Genomic DNA, 17,356 nt, shown 5'->3' with positions numbered 1-17,356 from the left:
CCGTGCGATCTGCCGTGCGATCTGGACGGCTCGGACGGTTCACGGCGCGGCCGGAGGCAAGAGACATCCTGATGGACTTTCTCAAGACGACGCTTCTCGCGGCCGCCATGGCGCTTGCCATCGCCGGGTCTGACGCGCTCCCGCAGGCCTTCGCCCAGGCCGCGCCGGCGGGCTATCCGGACGAAACGAATACCGGTGTGCCGCCGGGAACCACGCTGTCGAAGCAGACCGGGACGATCGAGATCTCGACCGACGGCACGGTGCTGGAGGGGGTCGATCTCGTCGGCAACATCGTGGTGAAGGCGAACGACGTCACGATCCGAAACAGCCGTATCGAGTCCGCCACGCCCTATCACCTCATCTATGTAATCGACGGCAATACCGGTTTCCGTCTTGAGGACAGCGAGCTGATCGGGAACGGCACGACAGTGAACGGCGTTCTGGGCTATGGCGCCTTCCTGCGAAACAACATCCACGGCTTCGAGAATGGGTTGAACATCTGGGGCCCGGCCCGCGTGGAGGGCAACTTCATTCACGAGCTCGCCGGCGGTCCCCAGGCCCACTTCGATGCGATCGAGTGCAACGGCGGGTCCGATGTCCAGATCCTGAACAACACGCTGACGAACGAGAACGCCGATACGTCGGCGTTGATGCTGAACAACGAGTTCGGCGCGCTGGAAAACTGGGTGATCGACGGCAATCGCATGACCGGCGGCGGCTACACGATGTACATCGATCCGCGCAAGACCGACAAACCGGTCGGCAACATCCGGATCACGAACAATCGCTGGGGCAAGGGCTTCTACGGCTATAACGCATTCTACGGCTACATGCCCGACGAGTGGTCTGGAAACGTCGACGACGTCACGGGCGCGCCGGTCGCGCCCTGAGCGAGCAGGGCGCGTCCCGAAAGAGTTCCTCACATCCCCTTCCAGTGACATGGAAGACGGCGCGTCACGGTGCCTGGAGCGGTTGAGTCTGGTCTCGGGCTAGCCGATGAGGATGCTTACCAGTTGGCGCGCCTTGCGGATGGCGCGTCTGGGATCGGAAATGGCGTGGCGGAGCTTGACCGTCTTGTCGCGCCAGTTTCCGTACTGATTGATGGGGACGCTGGCCACCTCCGGCCAGGCCGACTCGATGCAGCGCAGGATCATCCCGTTCTTGAGGCGGACCTCCGGCGGCAGCGAGAGCATCGCGGTGAACAACCTTCGCGAGATCAGGGGATTGATCTCGACGTGGCCGGGCTTCGTGTAGGACTGAACGAAGACCCAGCAATGGATGCTGAGTTCCATGTAGGCGAGGTCCAGCTTCAACAGGCTGCCGAGATGGTCGATCGGGGCCAGCCAATTGTCGATCGCGTTGATCACCTCGCGATGCATCGGCAGCTTGAGTCGCGATGCCATCTGTCGTGCGTCGATTGGGGTGGTGTCGGTTGCGCCGAACCAGATACAGCCGCGGCCGATTTCGCCGCACGCGCCGCCGACGAAGATGCGATCCTTGAGGGGCGCGACGGCGGCATACAGGTCCATGTTCGGACCGCGCACCGCATGGCCCGCGCGCTTCTGCCACCGTTCGGCTTCATCGCTGTCGGTCTTGACGAACGGCAGCACGCGATGACGCAGATTGAATTTCTCGGAAAGCGCCCCGGCGAGCTGAATGTCGATCCCGTCGCCGGGCACCTGCAGTGTGACGAAGGTGATCTGGTCGACGAAATCGCGGCAGCACGCCAGAACCAGCCGGGTATCGTGTCCCGCCGTCAGAGCGACGTGGACATCTCCCTCCTTGATCAGCGCTTCGATCGTGTTCTTCACCTCGGTCACGATCGTCCTGCAGGTCGCCGCGACATCTGTTGTCTGCGCGATCTCGGCCTTGGGCCAATGGCGCGTCGCGGTCCAGCTATCGAGATCGAGATAGTGGTTGCACAGAAGCCGATATATCCCGCGATGCGCCGTCAGCCCGCCGGGAAGACTGCCGCCCCTGTGAACGCCGAGCGCATCGAGGAGATCGTGCCGCAAGCGTCTGTCGTACTCCCGCGCGTCGAGCAGGACGGTCGCTGTCGCCCCGGCCATTTTCGACGACGGGTCGTAGACGAGGGACTTGGTTCCGTTCGCGTCGAGATAGACCCGTCTCGTGCCGCCGTGATCGAGCACGAAGAGAAAGGTGCCGGCGAGCCGGTAGATTTGCGTTTCGACGAATGCGTCGACGTCGCCGTCCCCATCCAGGCTCCCGTCCAGGCGCAGGCCATCGTGGAGAACGACCTTGCGGTCCGTGTCGACGACCGTTCCGATCAGCAGTCCGATCTGCTGATCGGAACGGTCGAAGACCGGCAAGGTTTCCAGGGTGCCGAACGTATCGACGGCAACCGACGCCAACAGGTGTCTCGTCGCCCCGGCGGGCACGGCCATATTGCGGTTTGTCCGGATGACGAATTGACCGTCCTGATCGGCCAGCTCCACCGCTGTGCTCCTTTGACCGTGGACCTTCTGGATTGCCCTGTCTGGAATGGCCTTGCGGGCCGCTTCATGCCCACCAGAACTGGCGTGCCGGCTCACCGTATGCCGCTTGCGGGGAGTGCAGCAATACCGCTTTTGGTGCGCACTGGAGGTAGCAAAATGCAGGTATTCATTCGGTCGTCGCGGGCTGTTTCGGGCTTAGGGCGTCATGATAGGCCGCCCGGCCCGCGTATGCCGTTTGAAACCGGCTTCAGCGACGGTTTTTGCGTCGATCGAAAGGCCCGTCGCCGCCCGAGCCGCGTTAACCACGCACGACGGTTGGCAGCCCCGAACGGGAACAGCGGCCCGGCCGGTATCGCGCCGGCGCGGCTGGGGACATCAGGACGGGTCCTGATTCCTGGACGGTGAACGGGGTCGGAAAGGAAATGGTGGGCGATACTGGACTTGAACCAGTGACCCCAGCGATGTGAACACTGTGCTCTACCAACTGAGCTAATCGCCCGACGCGCCGGGATATAAGGACCGGCATGGCGCCAAGTCAAGCGGTCCGGTGCCACATGTTGTTTAGACCCGGGACAATCCGAGCAGCGGCGCGGCCAGTTCGTAGAGCGCGGTGTAGTGCGAAATCACGTGATCGGGCCCCAGTTGCCGCACCGGCGTGTCGGTATATCCGAAGTCGACGGCGATGACGGGCACCTGCGCCGCCTTGGCCGCGTCGATGTCGGTGCGGCTGTCGCCGACCATCACCGCGCGCGCCCTGTCGCCGCCGGCCCGCTCGATGGTGCCCAGCAGATGCGCGGGGTCCGGCTTGCGCACGCCCAGCGTATCGGCGCCGACGATCGCCGCGAATCGCCTGGACAGGCCGAGCGCGTCGAGCAGCTTGACCGACAGGTCCTCGTACTTGTTGGTGCACACGGCGAGCACCGCGCCCTCCGCCGCCAGCCGGTCCAGCGCGTCCGCCACGCCCTCGAAGGGCCGCGAGCCGACCGAAATGTTCTCCGCATAGTAGGCGAGGAAATGCTCGTGCATCGGCTTCACGATCGCTTCCGTCGGCTCGACGTTCTGCAGGTCGAGCGCATGTTCGATCATCACCTTCGAGCCGTGGCCGATCGTGCCGAAGGCCTTCTCCTCCGGTAGCGGCTCGTAGCCGGCCGCCACCAGCACGACGTCGAGCGTGGCGAGCAGGTCCGGGGCGGTATCGACGAGAGTGCCGTCGAGGTCGAAGACGGCGACAGGAGCCGGCATGCATTTCTCCGTTCTTGGTCTAGCGAATGGGCGGGCAGGGGAGTACGCCCGGGTTCCGTTGTGTCGAGCGCCTATAGCATATGGAGCCGACGGGCGAAGCTGTGCTAACCGTCCCTGGGGGGCGGATTCGTGGAGATCGAGTCGATGAAGGGCGTCGTGCTCGGATACGAAACCGAGACCGAGACAATCGTATTGCGCGCCGACAGCGGCCGGCGCTACCGTTTCCAGGTCACCGACTGGCGTGATCGCGGATCGCCACGCAAGGGCGATTCGGTCGATTTCGAGCCGGATGGCGACCGCGCGCGCGACGTCTATCGCGTCGCGCCGTCGCGATTGGTGGAAACCGACGCCCTGGCGGCGCCGGTATCCGTCGTGGGCGACTGGGCGCCGGCCCGGTTTTTCCTGGCAAGGCCGGTCTTTTCCTTTGCGATTCTGGTGCTGCTGGCGTGTCTGGTCGGGGCCTACGCCGTGGGCGACGTGCGGATATCGCTGTTCCAGGTCCCGGAGCTGATCGGCCACATGTCCGAATCGCTCGATTCGCTGATCGCGATTTCCGGAACCGATCCGTCGCCGCGGCTTGCCGCCGGGTTCGCCCGCGTGCTCCTGATTCTTCTGCTGGGGCTCTATGCAGTACCGGTGCTCGCCGCATTGACCGCCTGGCGTGAATTCGTCGGCCGGCCGGACCGGCGGCTTGCCCGTTACGCCGGCATCGCCGCGATGGTCCTGCCGGTCAGCCTGCCGTTGCTGGTTGCCTTCGTCGTGCAGGTCTGGGTGCTGCCCGGCATTCCCGATGCCGGCGCCCGCCTCGGCCGATCGGGGCTGACGACACCGCAGCAGGTGTTCGAGGTCCTGAAGCTCTACGCGAACGGGGCGGTGTTGCTTTTCTTCACCGGGCTCGGTCTGTGGGCTTCGGCCGCGGGACGATTCTCCGTGCCGATCGGACAGCGCACGATCGACGAACCGGTGCTGGAAACCCGCCGGCCGAAGGAAACCTCGGGCGCTCTCGCGTTCATACCGTTCCGAAAGCGCGGCACGTCGCCGAAGGCTGCTCCACAAAAGAAGGCCCCGCCAAAGCAGGCCCCACCAAAGCAAGTCCGGCCTGCGCAGACCCCTAACGCGCAGACCCCAAACGCGCAGGCCGCTCCGGCCCCGTCGCCGCCAATTCCCTCGCCGCCCCCCCAGTCGTGGCCATCCCAGTCGCCGCCAACCCAGCCGCCGCCACCCGTGGCATCGCCGCCCGCACACACATCACCGGCGCAGACAGCACCAGTGCAGGCACCGCCGGCGCAGACGCCACCTCCGCAGCCCGCGCGAGTGCAGGCCCAACCGGTGGAGCTCCAACCGGGGCCGGCGCCATCCGCCCCCAATACGCAGGCCTCGTCGGCGGTATCCCTACTGCGTGCGGGCCTGCGGGCGCGGGCCGTCAAGTCCGAGCAGGGCACGCCGGAAGACGACGACCGGATCGCGGCGCTCGGAGACGACATCAAATCCGTCCTCGAGGCCGATATTTCCCAGGCGAAACGGCCATCGCCTGCCAGGCCCGCCACCGAGTTGCCGCCGCGCGGTGGATCGGTGTGGCCCGAACCGGCCGAAGCGCGGTTCCGGCCATCGCCGCAGGAGACGGGCGACGAGGCGGACGCAGCGCCGAATGCGGCTTCGGAACAGGACGGGACGGACGGTCAGAAGCCCTAGGGCGGTCCGTCGCGGTCCGTGCCGGCGCCATTGGCGCCGGCAGTATCGTATCTGCCTCGTGTGCAGCGGTAGTAGTTCGCCGGGAACGCTGTATTGCCAGCTTAAGAATTCCTGCACGTTACTGGTATCGAGTATGTGCATCGAAGTCACGCGCGCGCCGAGCTGCGGTTATTTCTTTCCGACTCCACGATTTCTGCGTGGGAATCAGCCTCTTTGGTAGCCAGCTTAATTTATCGCTTGATTAATCCTGATCGCCGGAAATGTCGGAATACTCCGCTGAATCAAGTTTTAATCGATAGGGGAGGCGAATGTTTACGTCGCTCCGGTACAGGTGGTGGGCAAGAGGCGGATGACGTTTCCGCGCAAGGCTGGTGGCAGAGTCGTACGATGATTGAAGATCTGGTCGCCCTTTCCAAGGATCCGGCTCCCGAGAAGCGCAGGCAGCTCTTGCGCGAGGTGGCTGATCTGTTCCTGAGCGATGTCGAGACCTACAGCGACCGCTCTCTGGTCCTGTTTACCGATGTCCTCACCGGTCTTTTGAAAAAGGTAGACGAGAGCACCCGGGCCGAGATCGCTGAGCGCCTGTCGGATGCGCCGAATGCCGGCGAGGCGTTGCATATGTTCCTGGCCTATGACGACGCCGAGGTCGCGGGACCCGTCCTTCGCAACTCCAGACACCTGAGCGACGAGGTGCTCGTCGACATCGCCGAGCACAAGGGCCAGGCGCACAGGCTGGCGATCGCCATGCGCGAGAGCCTGACGGAATCGGTGACCGATGTCCTGATATCCAAGGGCGAGTCCCCGGTCCTGAGGGCGGTGACCAGCAACTTCGGCGCAGCGATTTCGATCTCGTCCTTTGCCACGCTCGCCGATCACGCCAAGGCCGACGATACGCTGCTGGACGCGATGTCCTATCGCGCCGACATGCCGCGTCAGGTCGCCGACACGGTGCTGGATCTCCTGTCGGAGGACGCGCGCATCCGGCTCGCCGCCCTTCTGGCGGCCGATCGCGACGCGGTGAGGCCGCTGATGGAGAAGGCGGCGGCGCTCACCAGGCAGAAGAAAATGAGCCGCGCGCTCGAACGCCTGGAAACCAAGGGCCTCATCCGCCAGGTGCGCCAGAAGGAAATGACGCTCGATCAGGTCATCATATGGCTCTGCGACCGCGACCGCATTCTCGATCTTTCCCTCGTTCTGAGCGACTTCTCGCGTATCGACGAGGCAGTGGCGACCGGCGCGATTCTGAAGGTCAATGCGGCGCCGGCGGTGATATTGCTTCGCTCCCTCAGGCTTGACGAGGAAGCGGTGCGGGTCGTGGCTGCCATGCGGTGCCGCCGCCTGAACCTGCCCCAGTCCATGGCCGATCACCTGGTCGATCGGTGGCGTGACCTCGACGAGCCGACCGCGCAACGCGCCTTGCGGTTCACGCTGGCGCGCAGGTCGGTCCAGCAAGCCGCCGCCTGAGGGCTTCGATATCGGGCCGGCCGGCACCTGTCGGCCGTGCCGGTTTACTCCACGTTAAGCAAGATTGCGGTCTTCTCTGCGTCCGAATTGGACGTTTGGAGCGCCTTACATGATGGCCTCGCTTCTGGCACTGGCCAGGGAACCGTCGGGCGACAAGCGGCGTGAGTTGCTGCGCTCGATGGCGAGCCTGTTCGTCGACAAGGAACAGGACTACTCGGACCGTGAGCTGATCCTGTTCGGCGAGGTCATTGGCGATCTGCTCGATCAGGTCGACCGCGAAGGTCGCATCGAGCTGTCCCGCAAAATCGCGACGAGAGACCGCGCCATCGGCGCCCTGCACGTGCGGCTCGCCGAAGACGAGATCGCCGTTGCCGAACCGGTGTTGCGAGACTGCACCCTGTTCGACGACGAGACGCTTGCCGACATCGCCAGCCGCGCGTCCCAGGACCACCTCGATGCGATCGCGAAGCGCGCGGCATTGAGCGCCCGGGTGACGGCGGTGCTCGTCGAGCGCGGCGAACGGCGCGTCGTGTGCGCGGTGACCCGCAATCTCGGCGCGGACCTCTCGAAAGCAGCCTTCGACAGGATCATCGACAAGGCGGCGGCCGATGCGGAGTTGCAGGCCGCCGTCTCCTATCGCGCCGACATGCCGCTCGCGAGCGCGGCGCGGGCGCTGAAGGTCCTTCCGCCCGAACATCGCGACAGGCTGGCCGCGCTCATGGCCGAAGAGTCCGGCGCCGAAACAGAGCCGGTCGGCAAGGCCGAGGCGGCGGCCAGGACCCTCAAGATCGCCCAGTCGAAGCACCGGCTCCAGACAGAGTCTATCGTCGCGCAGATCCGCGACGGTCATCTCGACCTGGAGTCCGTGATCGTGCGGCTGGCGCGCGAGAACCGCTACCAGAACCTTGCCCGTGTCCTCGGCGAGGCTGCCCGGCTCAAGCCGCGCGCCGTCCTCAACGCGCTGTTCCAGGTCGACCATGAGGCCATCGTCGCGCTGCTCACGTCGCTTGGCCTGACGGAACCGGCGGTCAGTGCGATCGCCCAGGCCCGGGCACAGCGTCTCAAACTGCCGGCCAGCATGGCCGAAAGAATGGTAGAGGCTTGGCGCGAGACCGGTGACGTGAAGGGGGGCTCGATGGTGACGCCGTCCCGGTTGCGGGCGGCCGGCTGACCTGACGCGCGCAGGGATCTCTTGGTGGTGGTCGGGATGCCGCCGGCGGATGGGAGGAGGAAATGCGTATCGAACGATCGGGCAATGAATTCGCCGATTTCAAAGTCGCGCTGGTCGACAGCGAAGAGTTCGGCGTCTCGATTTTCAAGAGCATCGCCGCATCGATCGGCATCCACAATGTCTTGGCCTATGCGAGCGCGAAGGCGGCGATCGGCAATATCCGTATCGCCGGCATGCCCGACATCCTGTTCGTGAAGTTCTCGGGATCGAACAAGAACGCCCTGCAGCTCTGCCGCCTGATCCGCGACCGCGAGACGTTCTCCCATCCCTTCATGCCGGTCGTCGCGATCATGGAAGAGGCGACGGTCGCCTCCGTCACCGCGGTCCGCGATGCCGGCGTCGACGAGTTTCTCGCGTGTCCGTTCTCGCCGAAGGCGCTGGGCGAGCGCGTTCGCTCGATCGTTCACGACCGCCGCGGCTTCGTCGACCTGTCGGGCTATTTCGGTCCCGACCGCCGGCGTGGCGCCATGGCCAAATGGCTGGGTGCCGATCGCCGGTCGGACCCCGGTCCGCTGATCGATCCCGTCACGGAGCAGCCCTACATCGGCTAGGCAGGCGGGCGCGTTGCCGTCCCGGACCTGTTTCCGCCCACCCTGTTTCCGCCCAGCCGGCTACCTGCGTTGAAACGGCATGGTCGGGCAGCCATGGCCGTGCTAGGTAGCGCTCCGAACCGTTTAGCCAACAAGATCGCGGTCTGCAGGCTGGCCCTCAGGTCGAACAGCAGGTCGGATTTCCCGGAGGATTTCATGCAGCTCAAGGATCCCTCGCTCCTCAGGAGCCAGTGCTATGTCAACGGCGAATGGGTCGGTTCCGGCGTGACGCCGGTGACCAATCCGGCGACCGGCGAGGAGATCACGAAGGTGCCGCAGTTCGGCACTGAGGAGACCCGCCAGGCGATCGCCCACGCCAGCGCCGCCTTCAAGCCCTGGGCCGCCAGGACCGGCAAGGAGCGGGCGAAGATCCTGCGCCGCTGGTTCGATCTGATGATCGAGAACAAGGATGACATCGCGCTCATCATGACGAGCGAGCAGGGCAAGCCGTTGGCCGAGGCCGCCGGCGAGGTGGAATACGCCGCCTCCTTCGTCGAGTTCTTCGCCGAGGAAGCCAAGCGCATCTATGGCGACGTGATCCCGAGCCATCGCGCCGACGGTCGCATCGTCGTGGTCAAGCAGCCGGTCGGCGTCGTCGCCGCGATCACGCCGTGGAACTTTCCCGCCGCCATGATCACCCGCAAGCTCGGCCCCGCGCTCGCCGCCGGCTGCACCGCCGTGTGCAAGCCCGCGGGCGAAACCCCGTTGACGGCGCTGGCCCTGACCGAGCTCGCCGCCCGGGCCGGCGTTCCCGCCGGTGTCATCAACATGCTGACCGGCAAGGCGTCGGCGATCGGCGGCGAGATGACCTCGAACCCGGCCGTCCGCGTCGTCACCTTCACCGGCTCCACCGAGATCGGCAAGTTGCTGATGGAGCAGTGCGCCTCGACCGTGAAGCGCGTCGGCATGGAGCTCGGCGGCAATGCGCCGTTCATCGTTTTCGACGACGCCCATCTCGACAAGGCGGTGGAAGGGGCGATCGCCTCGAAATACCGCAACGCCGGCCAGACCTGCGTCTGCGCCAACCGTCTCTATGTCCAGTCGGGCGTGTATGACGCGTTTGCCGCGAAGCTCGCCGAAGCCGTGTCCAGGATGAAGGTCGGCCCGGGCGTGGAGCAGGGCGTCACCCAGGGCCCGCTGATCAACGAGGCCGCGGTCACCAAGGTCGAGGAGCACATCAAGGACGCCGTCGACAAGGGCGCCGAGGTCGTTCTCGGCGGCAAGCGTCACGCGCTTGGCGGCACCTTCTTCGAGCCGACGATCCTGAAGAACGTGACCTCCGACATGGTCGTCACGCGCGAGGAAACCTTCGGTCCGCTCGCACCGCTCTACAAGTTCGATACGGAAGAAGACGTGATCCGCATGGCCAATGACACCGAGTTCGGTCTGGCCGCCTATTTCTACAGCCGCGACATCGGCCGCGTCTGGCGGGTCGCCGAGGCGCTCGAATACGGCATCGTCGGCATCAACGAGGGCCTGATCTCCACCGAGGTCGCCCCGTTCGGCGGCGTGAAGGAATCCGGCATCGGCCGCGAGGGCTCGCACTACGGTGTCGATGAGTTCATCGACATCAAATACATGCTGATGGGCGGGGTCGACCGCTGACGAAGACGGCGCGACACACTGAGTTCGAAGGCGGGCGCCGGGGTCATCCCGGCGCCCGTTTCGTTTGTTATTTCTTGCCCATGCAGTTGGCGTAGTAGGTCGTCGTCGCCGGCCAGTCGGAGAACAGGCCGATCAGGCCGACATCGCGCGCCAGCACGTCGATCGTGGTCATGATGTCGCCGTCGTTCGAGAGCCCGTCCAGCGTCGTCCGGTAGTAGCCGCCGCTCCCCGGCAGCACATCCTCGACGATGCGGCCCGACCGCTCGGTGGTCCAGGCGATGAGCTTCAGGCCCGCCGCCTTGGCGTTCTTGGCGTAGTCGGAGGGGACGATGTTGTTGTTGGCGTCCAGCGTGACGAAATTCTGCATCGCCACGGCGATGACACGCAGTCCCTGGTCGTACAGCGCCTCGAAATCGGCGACCGACGGCGGGGTGTTGCCGGACAGGGCGTCGGCGGGGCTGTCGAGGAAGACGGCCTGCCGGCCATAGGCCGGGTACTCGTCGAGCCAGTACTCGATGGCCTCGTAGCCGAAGGACTGCGGCCAGACCTTCTTCGGGGAGACGCCGGCGTCGATGTAGTCCTGGATCATCTTCGCGGCATAGGTCTCCAGGGTCAGGCCGGAGTCGCCGAAGCCGACGGCGCCGTCGACGCCCTTCAGTTCCGGGGTCATCTCGACGCCGAGCTCCTTGAACAGCTCGATGCTCTCCTTGTGCGACATCAGCGTGGCGCCCGTCGAATAGAGGTCGGTGCGCCAGTTCGACGTGCCGGCCATGTACTCCTCGACCGTGGTGGCGCTGGTGTTGCGGCCGTCCATCTTGCCCTTCAGCGACTTGAACTCGGCGAGCGTCAGGCCGCTCGTGCAGCACTTGGCCGTCGCGGACTTGATCCGGTTGCCGTTGGCGTCGAACTCGGCCGGCCGGAAGCCGACCTCGCAGGTCGAGGCCAGCGGCGTTTCCAGGATATTGGTGGTCTGGTGCAGGTCGCACTGCGAGTGCCGGCAAACGAGCTCGGCGTCCTTGGTGAAGCTCACGTCGCATTCGATGATGCCGGCGCCCATCCGCGCAGCGGCGCGATAGCTTTCCTCGGTGTGCTCGGGAAACTGCAGGGGAGCGCCGCGATGGGCGATCGAGAACTTGCGCTTGGTGAACTCGCGGTTGGCGCACTGCTGCAGCTTCCGCTTCAGCCGCCCCTCGGTCATCTGGTCGACGAGGTAGTAGGGACGCGGGCCGAGCTGCACCTTGTCCTTGTTCCGGCTCCATTTGCCGCCGGCGCGCGGCGCCCCGGCATCGGCGTTGCCGCGTCCGCTGTCATACTTGCCGGCGGCGTCGGCGGGCTGCGTCATCGCCACGGTGCCGACGAGCGCGCCGGCGATGACGATGGATCTGAGGAATATGTTCATTGCGAGTGTCCTTGCGTGGCTGGACGGCTTCTGATCAGGGAAAACGGGCCGGCAAGGGCTGCTTAGCCCCCGGCTCGGCCCGGATCGGTGTAGTCCGATCGGGATTTCGACTAATCGGCTTCCGTGTGAGAGCGATGATGCTTTTGTGGCCGTTCGGTCACGCGGGGATGACGGTTGCGAGTCCCGGGAGCGTGGGCGGCCCGTTTCGGCCAAGAGCCGTGACCTTTCGTTCCGGGGAGGTAGATTTCCCGGTCGAAATGCTCCAGATGAAAGGGCGCGCCGTGCCCGGCGCCGCGGACGGCCACCGTCCGGGCTCGGTGGCGCCATTGAGACTGAAACCGGGACAACTGACCAGGCGGATCATGTCGGCAGATAACCAGAAGCGCCTCGCCGCGGAGCGGGCCCTGACATTCGTTACCTCGGGCATGAAGCTCGGGCTCGGCACCGGATCGACGGCGGCGCATTTCGTCGCCGGGCTCGGCGAGCGTGTCCGCAAGGGCCACCTAGACGTGGTCGGCGTGCCGACGTCGGAGGCGACCCACAAGCTCGCCGTCCAGCACGGCGTGCCGCTGACGACGCTCGACGAGACCCCGGAACTCGATCTGACCGTCGATGGCGCCGACGAGCTCGACGGGTCCCTGCGCCTCGTCAAGGGCGGCGGCGGCGCGCTTCTGCGCGAGAAGATCGTCGCGGCGGCGTCCGCCCGCATGGTCGTCATCGCCGACGCGAGCAAGGTTGTGGAGCGGCTCGGTGCGTTCCCGCTGCCCATCGAGGTTATCCCCTTCGGCCAGCGCGCCACCGCGATCGCCATCGACAAGGCGGCGCGGAAGCTCGGGCTCGATCCGGTGCTGCACCTGCGCATGGGCGCCGCCGATGCCCCGTTCCGCACCGACAGCGGCAACCTGATCTACGATTGCGACCTGTCGGCCATTCCCGATCCCGAAGCCCTGGCGGACGCCCTGTCCGGCATTCCCGGCGTCGTCGAGCACGGCCTGTTCATCGGCCTGTGTTCAGCCGCCGTGATTGCCGGGGCCGACGAGATCCGGGTTATGGGCAAAGATTGAGACCGTCCGAGGCAGGCGCACCATGACTGAATTCGACTACGATCTGTTCGTCATCGGCGCCGGTTCCGGCGGCGTGCGCGCGGCGCGCATCGCGGCCGGCTACGGCGCGAAGGTGGCGGTCGCAGAGGAATACCGCGTCGGCGGCACCTGCGTGATCCGCGGCTGCGTGCCCAAGAAGCTGTTCGTCTACGCCAGCCGCTTTCCCGACGAGTTCGAGGAAGCCGCGGGCTTCGGCTGGAGCGTCGATGGGACCGCCTTCGACTGGAACACGCTGGTTGCCAACAAGGACCGGGAGATCGCCCGTCTCGAAGGCATCTACCGGCGCAATCTCGAGGCCGCGAATGTCGAGATCATCGACACCCGCGCCGAGCTGCGCGGTCCCAACACCGTGCATCTGGCCAATCTCGGCCGCGACGTCACGGCCCGTTACATCCTGATCGCCACCGGCGGCCATCCCAACTACGACCGCACGCTTCCCGGCATCGAGCACGTGTTCTCCTCCAACGAGGCGTTCCACCTCGAGGCGCTGCCGAAGCGCATCGTGATCGCCGGCGGCGGCTATATTGCCGTCGAGTTCGCCGGCATTTTCAATGGGTTGGGTGTCGAGACCACGCTGCTCTATCGCGGCGAGGAGATCCTTCGCGGCTTCGACGACGACCTGCGCGCGGGCCTGCACGCCGAGATGGTCAAGCGCGGTATCGACGTCGTCTGCGGCGACGTCTTCACGACGATCGAGAAGACCGCCGACGGCCTGGTCGGCCACACCGCGTCCGGACGCAGTCTCGCGGCCGATCAGATCATGTTCGCCATCGGCAGGACGCCGAATGTCGAAGGCCTGGGGCTGGCCGAAGCGGGCGTCGAGCAGGGCTGGAACGGCCATGTCGTGGTCGATGCCTATGGCAAGACGTCCGTCGACTCGATCTACGCCGTGGGCGATGTCACCGACCGCGTCCAGCTCACGCCGGTCGCGATCCGCGAGGGCCATGCTTTCGCCGAGACCGTGTTCAACGCCAATCCCGTTTCCATCGACCACGAGTCGATCCCCACCGCGGTGTTCTCGACGCCCGAGATCGGCACCGTCGGGCTCACCGAGGCGGAGGCGCGCGAGCGCTGCCGCGCCCTCGATATCTACAAGACCAGCTTCCGTCCGATGAAGCTCACGCTGACCGACCGCGACGAGAAGATGCTGATCAAGCTGATCGTCGATGCCGATTCCGGCATCGTCGTCGGCTGCCATCTGATGGGGCCGGATTCCGGCGAACTGATCCAGGTCCTCGGGATCCTGGTGAAGATGGGGGCGACAAAGGCCCAGTTCGACGCCACCGTCGCCGTCCATCCCAGCGCGGCCGAGGAACTCGTCACCATGCGCACGCCGACGAGCCGCTGGGCCGCCGAAGACGCGGCGGAGTAGTTTTCGCGCCCCGCGTCCATGGCCATGGGGCCGGGCCCCGTGCGGCTGTCCGGCCGGGCAGGGCAGGGCGCTAGCGCGCGGCTTCCCGTCTTTTCAGCGCCAGCGCGCACACCGTGGCGATCGCCCCTCCGATCCCGAGCATGACGAAGGCCGGCCCCCAGACGGTCGGCGTTCCCCCCGGCGCGTTGGTCGCGTCGATCACGGCCCCGAAGGCGATCGGCGCGATGGCGCCGGCGCCGAAGCCGAGCAGCGAGCGCCAGGCGAGCACCGCGCCGAGATAGCCCGGCCGGACCGCCTCGGCCACCGCCGTCGACAGCACCGGTGAATCGCCTAGGCAGACGAAGGCGTAGGCGAGCGCGACGGGGATCAGAAGGATCGGCGGCGCGCTCACCATCCAGCCGATGACGAAGGACAGGATGGCGCCAGCGAACGCCAGACCGACCAGCACCGGCTTGCGGCCGGCCCGGTCCGACAGCCGTCCCATGGTGAAGGCGGCGGTGGCGCCGAACAGGTGCAGGAAGCCCGACAGGTAGGCTCCGGAAATCGTGGCGCTTGCCGCCGCCGCGCCGGCCAGCGCGAAGCTCGCGGCGAGGAAGGCCGGGATCCATGCCCACATCCCCAGCAGCTCCCACGAATGCGCGGTATAGCCGGCGACCAGCAGCCCGGCCTCCCGGTTGCGCAGAAGCTGGTCGCTCGCCCGCATGTCGACGCTGCGGTCGTGCACCCGGTTCTCGATCGGTCTGAGGAAGGCGATCAGCAGAACGGCGCCGATGATCGGCAGCAGGCTGGAGAGGATGAACCCCATCCGCCAGCCCCCGATCGCGATGCCGAGGGCCACCGCGCCCAGCGAGGTGGCGTAGCCGACCGAGGTCGAGCCGATCAGCCAGCCCATGGCGTTGCCGCGCGCATGCGGCGGCGCCTCGTCGGCGAACAGCACGATCAGCGGCGTGTAGACCCCGCCCTGCGCGAGCCCGACCAGCCCGTAGAGCAGGAAGGCGCTCCACCAGTCGCGCGCCAGCAGGCCGAACAGCAGGCTGGTCGCAGCCGCCGCGATCGCCGAGACGATCGCCATCCGCTTCGCCCCGTAATGGTCGGTCGCCCAGGCGAAGATGAACAGCGAGATGGCGTAGCCGACGGTGAAGCTGGTAACGATCGCGCCGGCCGCGGTCGCGGTGAGATCCCATTCGCTCTTCAGCAGGGGAATGGCCGCGGCGACCGTCATGAAGGTCGCGAACAGGAACACCCGCGCCACGCAAAGCCCGACGATCCGCGAGAGCGTCAGGGCGGGAGCACGGTCGAGTGCGGCGGCGGTCATGGCGATACGTTTTAGCCGCGGACCGGCCCGGCGAACAGATCGGGCCTGCGCATGCCCCCTATGTTTCGGCTCGCGTGGCGTCTGAGGTGGCTAATATTTGGTGTGGCGTCCTGCCGGCCGGGCGAATACCCTCCCTTTTCTAGGCATAGGCCGGTCCGGCACGACGAGGTTGTTTCGGTAGGCGTTCGGCGTTCGGGAAATCGCTCCAGGCCCTTACCGGAGGAGACGCCTCGTAAACCACGAGGGAGGCGACCCGATGAATGTGCTTCTGAACATGATGCGCGCCGGCGCGATTGCGGCGCTGGTATTGCCCGCTGCCACCGCAACCGCGCAGGTCTCCGAAGAGACGGTCAAGTCGCTTGGCGTGCCCGACACGATGGAAACGAGCCTCGGCCGGCTCGAGTTCACGGATGGTGCGCCGACCAGCGAGACGGCCGCGAAGGTCGCCGATGCGATGGCCTTCGCCAATGCGCTGGCCGTCTACAACAACAGCTTCCGCGGGGCCTCGGCGCTGGCGATCGCTAAGGGCCTTCGCGAAGCCGGCGTCAAGGACAACCAGGTCGGCATCTTCTCCACGCTGATGGATGCAAGCTCGCTGTTCCTGACCGCGAACGCCGACACGGTCTACTACATGTCGGTCATCGACCTGACCAAGGGGCCGGTCGTGCTCGAACAGCCGGCGGACGGCCTCGGCACGATCAACGACATGTGGTTTTCCTGGGTCGTCGACATCGGCTTTCCGGGCCCCGATCGCGGGCACGGCGGCAAGTATCTGCTGGTCCCGCCCGGATATGACGGGCCGCTGCCCGAAGGCGGGTTCTTCGTCGCGCACGCCAGGACGAACTACCTGCTCTATGCGGCCCGCACCTATCTCGTCGACGACGATCCGGCACCGGCCGTCGAGGCCATCAAGGCGAACCTGAAGATCTATCCCTATACGCCGGGCGGATTCGGCACGAGCATCGCCACCGCGCTGGAGGGCGTGGTCCGGCTTGAAGGCAATCCGCCGCCGCCGGAGACGACATTCACCGAGCTGAGCGGAAAGGCGTTCAACACGATCCCGCCGAGCGATTTCGGCTTCTTCGAGCTGATCAACGAGAATTACCAGCAGGAGCCGGCCACCAGCTACGAGGTCGAGCTTGCCGGCCAGCTCGCCGCGATCGGTATCGTGCACGGCAAGCCGTTCGCGCCGGATGAGTCCATGAAGGCGATCCTCACCGACGCCGCCGGGGTCGGCGCCGCCGCGGGGCGCTCGCTCAACTGGCGCTTCGCCGTCTCGCATCCCGACTGGGCCTACTATCCCGACTCCCATTGGGGAAACATGCTGTTCGAGGGCGGCGCCTTCTTCGAGACCCCGCCGCCGCTGTTCGAAGACGGCATGTTCAAGCCGTTCCCGCCGACCGGCGCGCGCACGCTCGATTCACGCACGGCGTTCTACTACGCCTACACGCTCGACTCGCCGGGCATGATCATGCGCATCCCCGACGTCGGCTCGCAGTACCTGATGGGCTTTCTCGACGCGAACGGGAACCCGTTCGACGGGGCGAAGACCTACAAGGTGACCCTGCCCAAGGACATTCCGGCCGGCAAGTTCTGGTCGCTGACGCTCTACGACAACCAGACCCGCTCGATGCTGCAGACGCCGCAGAAATTCCCGCGCGCCGGCAGTCAGGCGTATCCCTCGCCGGCGGCCGAGGCCGGTGCCGACGGCGTCACCACGGTCTATTTCGGCCCGGAAAAACCCGATGGCGTGGCGCGGGGCAACTGGATCCAGACCGATCCGGACAAGGGCTGGTTCACGATCCTGCGTCTCTACAGCCCGCTGCCGTCCTTCTTCGACAAGACCTGGCGGCCGACCGAGATCGAGCCGGTCGACTGATGCGGCGC

13 protein-coding genes and 1 tRNA gene are annotated in these 17,356 nt (G+C 66.2%); 9 read left to right on the top strand and 5 right to left on the bottom strand.

What is annotated here, in order from left to right; translation table 11 throughout:
- Positions 1-71 precede the first annotated feature (71 nt).
- A complete protein-coding gene (locus MUB46_RS04180; RefSeq protein ID WP_261614622.1) occupies positions 72-890 on the top strand; it encodes a P-loop NTPase family protein in 819 nt (272 codons plus the stop codon).
- Between the two features lie 99 nt (positions 891-989).
- Here the strand turns inward: MUB46_RS04180 and MUB46_RS04175 are convergent, their stop codons facing one another.
- The 3 genes from MUB46_RS04175 to gph all read right to left on the bottom strand — a co-directional run bounded on the left by MUB46_RS04175 (position 990) and on the right by gph (position 3,698).
- On the bottom strand, positions 990-2,456 hold the full coding sequence (locus MUB46_RS04175; protein WP_261614621.1) for a hypothetical protein: 1,467 nt from the start codon (positions 2,454-2,456) through the stop codon (positions 990-992).
- 423 nt (positions 2,457-2,879) lie between these two features.
- Positions 2,880-2,955 (bottom strand) — tRNA-Val (locus MUB46_RS04170).
- 62 nt (positions 2,956-3,017) lie between these two features.
- Positions 3,018-3,698, bottom strand: a complete 681-nt coding sequence (gene gph, locus MUB46_RS04165) for a phosphoglycolate phosphatase (RefSeq protein WP_261614620.1) — start codon at positions 3,696-3,698, stop codon at positions 3,018-3,020.
- A 144-nt stretch (positions 3,699-3,842) separates the two neighbouring features.
- Here gph and MUB46_RS04160 point away from each other — a divergent pair, with 144 nt between their 5' ends.
- From MUB46_RS04160 to MUB46_RS04140, 5 genes are all read left to right on the top strand, one after another.
- Complete coding sequence (locus tag MUB46_RS04160) at positions 3,843-5,390, top strand: hypothetical protein (RefSeq protein ID WP_261614619.1); 1,548 nt, start codon at positions 3,843-3,845, stop codon at positions 5,388-5,390.
- 387 nt (positions 5,391-5,777) lie between these two features.
- A complete protein-coding gene (locus tag MUB46_RS04155) occupies positions 5,778-6,854 on the top strand; it encodes a DUF2336 domain-containing protein (protein WP_261614618.1) in 1,077 nt (358 codons plus the stop codon).
- Between the two features lie 109 nt (positions 6,855-6,963).
- On the top strand, positions 6,964-8,025 hold the full coding sequence (locus MUB46_RS04150; RefSeq protein ID WP_261614617.1) for a DUF2336 domain-containing protein: 1,062 nt from the start codon (positions 6,964-6,966) through the stop codon (positions 8,023-8,025).
- Positions 8,026-8,087: 62 nt separating this feature from the next.
- Positions 8,088-8,636 (top strand): response regulator, encoded by a 549-nt coding sequence (locus MUB46_RS04145; RefSeq protein ID WP_261614616.1) that lies wholly within the window; start codon positions 8,088-8,090, stop codon positions 8,634-8,636.
- 195 nt (positions 8,637-8,831) lie between these two features.
- A complete protein-coding gene (locus tag MUB46_RS04140; protein ID WP_261614615.1) occupies positions 8,832-10,280 on the top strand; it encodes an NAD-dependent succinate-semialdehyde dehydrogenase in 1,449 nt (482 codons plus the stop codon).
- A gap of 67 nt (positions 10,281-10,347) precedes the next feature.
- Here the strand turns inward: MUB46_RS04140 and MUB46_RS04135 are convergent, their stop codons facing one another.
- Positions 10,348-11,679, bottom strand: coding sequence for a glycerophosphodiester phosphodiesterase family protein (locus MUB46_RS04135; protein WP_261614614.1), 1,332 nt, complete (start codon positions 11,677-11,679; stop codon positions 10,348-10,350).
- Between the two features lie 362 nt (positions 11,680-12,041).
- Between MUB46_RS04135 and rpiA the strand changes: the two genes are divergently transcribed.
- Positions 12,042-12,743, top strand: a complete 702-nt coding sequence (rpiA, locus tag MUB46_RS04130) for a ribose-5-phosphate isomerase RpiA (RefSeq protein ID WP_261614995.1) — start codon at positions 12,042-12,044, stop codon at positions 12,741-12,743.
- Positions 12,744-12,765: 22 nt separating this feature from the next.
- Positions 12,766-14,154 (top strand): glutathione-disulfide reductase, encoded by a 1,389-nt coding sequence (gene gor / locus MUB46_RS04125; protein WP_261614613.1) that lies wholly within the window; start codon positions 12,766-12,768, stop codon positions 14,152-14,154.
- A 70-nt stretch (positions 14,155-14,224) separates the two neighbouring features.
- Here gor and MUB46_RS04120 read toward each other — a convergent pair whose 3' ends face one another.
- Positions 14,225-15,469: an MFS transporter gene (locus MUB46_RS04120; protein WP_261614612.1), complete on the bottom strand. Its 1,245-nt coding sequence runs from the start codon at positions 15,467-15,469 to the stop codon at positions 14,225-14,227.
- 256 nt (positions 15,470-15,725) lie between these two features.
- Between MUB46_RS04120 and MUB46_RS04115 the strand changes: the two genes are divergently transcribed.
- Complete coding sequence (locus MUB46_RS04115) at positions 15,726-17,348, top strand: DUF1254 domain-containing protein (protein ID WP_261614611.1); 1,623 nt, start codon at positions 15,726-15,728, stop codon at positions 17,346-17,348.
- Positions 17,349-17,356 lie beyond the last annotated feature (8 nt).

This window comes from Microbaculum marinisediminis, assembly GCF_025397915.1.
GTDB classification, from domain to species: domain Bacteria; phylum Pseudomonadota; class Alphaproteobacteria; order Rhizobiales; family Tepidamorphaceae; genus Microbaculum; species Microbaculum marinisediminis.
This window is presented reverse-complemented; position numbering and strand designations above follow the sequence as displayed.